The sequence below is a fragment of the Acidimicrobiales bacterium genome (genome assembly GCA_034521975.1).
Taxonomy (GTDB): domain Bacteria; phylum Actinomycetota; class Acidimicrobiia; order Acidimicrobiales; family SKKL01; genus SKKL01.
Genome location: JAXHLR010000001.1, coordinates 1 through 4,084, shown reverse-complemented (window position 1 = coordinate 4,084; position 4,084 = coordinate 1). Strand labels below are relative to the sequence as shown.

Here is a 4,084-nt window from a genome sequence, read left to right as displayed (position 1 = left end):
CGGTCCCCGTCGTCCAGAATGGCCCGCTCGCTCGGCTCGGGTTGCGCCGGGACGGTAGCGTCGCGAACGGTAACCGTGATCGCGGTCAGCGCAGTCAGGAACGCCGATGAACGCCGATGACGAGCTCGATCGGGGTGTGCACGCGTTCGGCGAGCGCCGATGGGCCGACGCCCGCCGTGCTCTGGCGGACGCCCCGCCCGAGGAACTGGCCGCCCAGGACCTCGAACGGCTGGCGGTGGCGTCGTTTCTCACCGGCGACGACGAGGAGAGCGGCGCGGCATGGGCCGACGCCCACCAGCGACACCTCGACGACGGTGAGCCGGCCCGGGCGGCGCGCTGTGCGTTCTGGCTCGGGTTCCAGTTGGCCAACCGGGGTGACATGGCCCAGGCGGGCGGGTGGTTCGGCCGGGCTCAGCGCCTCGTCGACGAGCTGGGTGACTGTGCAGAAGTCGGGTACCTGCTGATCCCCGCGGGGTTGCAGGCACTGGGCGCGGGGGATCCGGACCGGGCCCTGGAGTGCTTCACCGCGGCCGCAGATGCTGGACGACGATTCGACGAGGTCGACCTCTCGACCCTCGGGCGGCTCGGCAGCGGCCAGGCGCTGATCATGATGGGCGACGCCGAGGAGGGCATGGCGATCCTCGACGAGGTGATGATCGCCGTCGTCGCCGACGAGGTTTCGCCGACGGTCGCGGGAATCGTCTACTGCGCGGTGATCGAAGCTTGCCAACAGACCTTCGAGATGCGGCGGGCCCACGAGTGGACCGACGCCCTGACCCGCTGGTGTGAACAGCAACCGGACCTCGTCCCCTACCGGGGCCAGTGCCTGGTGCACCGCGCCGAGATCCTGCGGCTCCACGGTGCCTGGACCGACGCCCTCGACGAGGTGCTGCGCGCGTGTGACCGGCTCTCCGAGCCTGCAGGTCAGCCCGCGCTCGGTGCGGCTCACTATCAGCGCGCCGAGCTGCACCGCCTCCGTGGCGAGTTCGACGATGCGGCCGATGCCTACGCGACGGCCAGCCAGTGGGGACACGACCCCCAGCCCGGGCTGGCCATGCTCCGGCTGGCCGAGGGCAACGTCGACGCGGCCGCGGCGGCCATCCGCCGGGTCGAGGCCGAGACCCACGAGCGATTGGCGAGGGCCCCGGTCCTGGCGGCGGCGGTGGAGATCCTGCTCGCTGCCGACGACGTGGCCGAGGCAGCCCACTGCGCCCGGGAGCTGGACGAGCTCGCGTCGGCCAGGAGCATTGCCTATCTGCGGGCGATGGCCGACGCGGCCCTCGGCGCGGTGTATTTGGCCGAGGACGATCCGACCTCGGCGCTCGGCTCCCTCCGGCGGGCGACCGAGGGCTGGAACGCGCTCGGTGCCCGCTACGACGGTGCCCGCACCAGGGTGCTGATCGCTCGCACCTGCCAACAGCTCGGCGATGCCGACACCGCCGAGGTCGAGTTCGCTGTGGCGAGGCGGATCTTCGAGGAGCTCGGCGCGGCGCCCGACCTGGCCCGGATCGGCGAGGGCCCGGGCCACGGGGGGTCCACCCGCCACGGCCTCACCGCCCGCGAGCTCGAGGTGCTGTCGCACCTCAGCGCGGGTTCGACCAACAAGGCCATCGCCGCCGAGCTGGTGCTGAGCGAGCGAACCGTAGAGCGCCACGTGAGCAACATCTTCGCCAAGCTCGGCGTGTCGACCCGGGCGGCAGCGACCGCCTTCGCCCACCGGCACCGCATGGTCTGACCAACCCCGGGATGGGTGGTTCCACCCAGCCTCCCAGCGGGAGTTGGGTGCTCCACCCGATGCGGCGGCGCCGGTCTGCTTCGTAGGGTTCGGTCATGGAGGAGGTAGCCATGAACGCCACCACAACCGAGTCGGCCCGCCAGGCGTGGAACGCCATCGCTGCCGACTACGACCGCCGGATCACCGATGCCAACCGGGTACTGGCCCATGACGCGCTCGACCGGGTGCACATCGACGACGGCACCCGGCTGCTGGACGTCGCTGCGGGGACCGGCGCACTGTCGCTCGCTGCCGCCAGGCGGGGCGCTCGGGTGACCGCGGTGGATCTGTCGCCTGTGATGGTCGAACGACTGCTCGAACGCGCCCGCTCCGAGGGCCACGATGACCTCGAGGCACTGGCGATGGACGGCTATGCCCTCGAGCTCGGCGACGACTCCTTCGACGTGGTCGGCTCGCAGTTCGGCGTCATGCTCTTCGCTGACCTGCCAGCGGGCCTCGCGGAGATGGTCCGCGTCACCCGACCGGCGGGACAGGTGCTCATGGTGACCATGGGCGCCATGCCACCGGAGCTGGAGTTCCTCGGGTTTTTCCTCGGCGCGGTCGAGGCGGTCGCCCCCGATCTTCCCAGCCCGTTCGCGGGTGGTCCGCCACCGGAGCTGCAGGTAGCGGATCCCACCGTGCTGCAGCGTCGGATGAGCGAAGCCGGACTGTCCGAGGTGACCGTCGAGACCATCGACCATCCGTTGCGCTTCGAGTCCGGGGCCGACCACTGGGACTGGATCACCAGCAGCAACCCCGTGGGCCGGTCCATCGTGGCAGGCCTGTCCGAAGCGCAGGGCGAAGAGGTGCGTCGCGTCCTCGACGGCATGCTCCGGGAGCGAGCCACCCAGGGTGATGGGCTGCTGCACAATCCGGTGAACGTGGCCGTCGGCACCAAGTGATCGGACCGGATCAGCTGGGGTGCCGGTGAATGGGGAACCCGGCCGGGTACCTGCCACTCTGGATCCATGTACGGAAGCAGTTGGAAGTTCACCCAGACCACGGCCGACGCCTTCAGGCGATTCTGGAATCAGGATCGGGAGGACCGTCGGCGTGTCCGAGCGAAGATGCGGAGTCTGGCTCGGCGGACGTGGCATCGCGCGATGTCCACCGTTCGGCGTCGACGTCCCGCAAAGCGGTGACCGGAAGCGGCGAGCTCACCACCGCAGGTGGAGGCGCCCGTCGCTTCCCACGCCGACAGCCGTGCCGAGCGCTGAGCCCTCCCGGGTCAGGGTTGTGGCCAACCACTCGATGTCGTCGACCGAGGGCCGGGTGAGTTGGAACCGCTCGACCTTGCTGGGAACGAGCGTGAGGTCCTGCAGCAGACCTGACGCGGGTTCGACGCTGGCCACATAGAGGGCTCCGAGGTCTCCCCGGTACTCCCCGTGACCGCCGATCCCCTCGTAGTCGGTGAGCAGGTCACCACAGCCGTACAGGATGAGCCGACCCCGGTGGACCTCGATGCCGAGCGGGTGGTGCGACGAGTGCCCGTGCACCACATGGACCCCGGCACGCTCGATCAGTGCGTGAGCGAAGCGCCGGTGCTCGGGCGGGATCCGGTGACCCCAGTTCCCGCCCCAGTGCAGCGACGCCACCACCACGTCGCCGGGACGCGCCGACTCCCGAACCAGACCGGCGATGCGCTCGACCTGGGTCTCGGAGAGGTCGGCCAGCATCGCCACCCCGGGACGCCCGTGTCCGGCCTCCCACTCCGGGGGGATCCCGCTCGAGGTCGTTCCTGCCGCGACGACAAGAGTCCGCGAACCCGATGGCCGGTCGACGACGGCGGGCATCCATGCCTCATCGCGGTTGCGCCCCGCTCCTACGGTCGCGACACCGGCCGCTCGGAGGGTGTCGAGGGTCTGTTCCAGGCCGGGGACCGACCAGTCGAGCACGTGGTTGTTGGCCAGCACCGCCACGTCGATCCCCGCGGCCGACAAGACATCCACGTTGGCCGGGTGCATCCGGTACTGGATGCCCTTCCCCGGCCATGGCGCACCCCTGTCGGTCACGGCGGTCTCGAGGTTGACCACGAACGCATCGAGGGCGATGACGTCGATCTCGGGGAGGAGGTCTCCCCACACATAGCGGGGCGGCACCCCGCGCGGGATGGGACCCGACCGTTCCTCGGCCAGTTCCACGTAGCCGACCGCCGACCGCAACCACTGCTCGTCGATCCTGGGGTCACCGGGATGGGCGAGGATCTGGTCGACACCCCGACCGCACATGACGTCACCGGTGAGGCAGAGCTTCACCACTCAGACGCCTCGACGGCGAAGTCTTGCGAGCGCGTCAGGACGCGACGCGGTC

3 protein-coding genes are annotated in these 4,084 nt (G+C 70.5%); 2 read left to right on the top strand and 1 reads right to left on the bottom strand.

All coding sequences use genetic code 11. The features are described from left to right. The first annotated feature begins 106 nt into the window (after positions 1 to 106). Both U5K29_00015 and U5K29_00010 read left to right on the top strand, forming a co-directional pair. Complete coding sequence (locus U5K29_00015; GenBank protein ID MDZ7676922.1) at positions 107 to 1,735, top strand: LuxR C-terminal-related transcriptional regulator; 1,629 nt, start codon at positions 107 to 109, stop codon at positions 1,733 to 1,735. A gap of 110 nt (positions 1,736 to 1,845) precedes the next feature. Next, a complete protein-coding gene (locus U5K29_00010) occupies positions 1,846 to 2,676 on the top strand; it encodes a methyltransferase domain-containing protein (protein ID MDZ7676921.1) in 831 nt (276 codons plus the stop codon). A 255-nt stretch (positions 2,677 to 2,931) separates the two neighbouring features. Here the strand turns inward: U5K29_00010 and U5K29_00005 are convergent, their stop codons facing one another. Continuing rightward, on the bottom strand, positions 2,932 to 4,032 hold the full coding sequence (locus tag U5K29_00005; GenBank protein MDZ7676920.1) for a CapA family protein: 1,101 nt from the start codon (positions 4,030 to 4,032) through the stop codon (positions 2,932 to 2,934). Positions 4,033 to 4,084: the final 52 nt, after the last annotated feature.

What these genes read in the sequence shown, in the direction of transcription:
- U5K29_00015 (MDZ7676922.1), top strand. Translation starts at nt 107, where the DNA reads ATGAACGCCGATGACGAGCTCGATCGGGGTGTGCACGCGTTCGGCGAG.
- U5K29_00010 (MDZ7676921.1), top strand. Translation starts at nt 1,846, where the DNA reads ATGAACGCCACCACAACCGAGTCGGCCCGCCAGGCGTGGAACGCCATC.